This window comes from Vibrio sp. 2134-1 (genome assembly GCF_033339495.1).
The window spans coordinates 1-587 of sequence record NZ_JAWOUS010000700.1 but is presented as its reverse complement, the minus strand read 5'-3'; the positions used below and the strand labels follow the sequence as shown (position 1 = coordinate 587).

The 587-nt window shown below is 44.0% G+C and carries 1 protein-coding gene; it reads left to right on the top strand.

Annotated elements, in window-relative coordinates:
• The coding region (locus R7R78_RS28050) for a DUF1254 domain-containing protein (protein WP_225474845.1) at positions 1-587 on the top strand (587 nt) is incomplete at both ends.

Here is a 587-nt window from a genome sequence, read left to right as displayed (position 1 = left end):
ATTGGGCCCAGATAAAGGTAAAGGTGGTAAATACTTGATTGTGCCACCGGGTGAAAAATACAAAGATCTAAATCCAAAAGGCTATTACGTAATTAGACCAAAGACCAATGTTGTATATGGTGGCATCCGTATTCTTGAACCGGATGTTGATCGCGTAGTGAAACAAGTGGTGCCAAACATCACAACGCAACCATACGCCGATGGCAAACTAGGTCGTAAAATCCCGGTTGCTCAAGTGCCGGAAATTGATTGGACGCATATTCCAAAAGATGGCTTGGAATACTGGAAGACCATCCATCAAATCATCCAAGAAAACCCAGTGGAAGAACGCGATCGTTTTGTTATGGCTCAGCTGAAGTTCTTAGGTATCGAGAAGGGTAAACCGTTTAACCCAACAGAAGAGCAAAAGAAAATTCTGCTTGAAGCAAGTAAAGTTGGCCGAGCAATGGCGCAATCAAATGATTACACCAAGCGTTTTACACAGCCGTACTGGAAAGGCACGAATTGGAAAGATGCCATCAGTGTGTCACTTGATCAACGAAGCGAAAACTACGATGAACTTGATGAGCGTGCGGCTTGGTTCTACG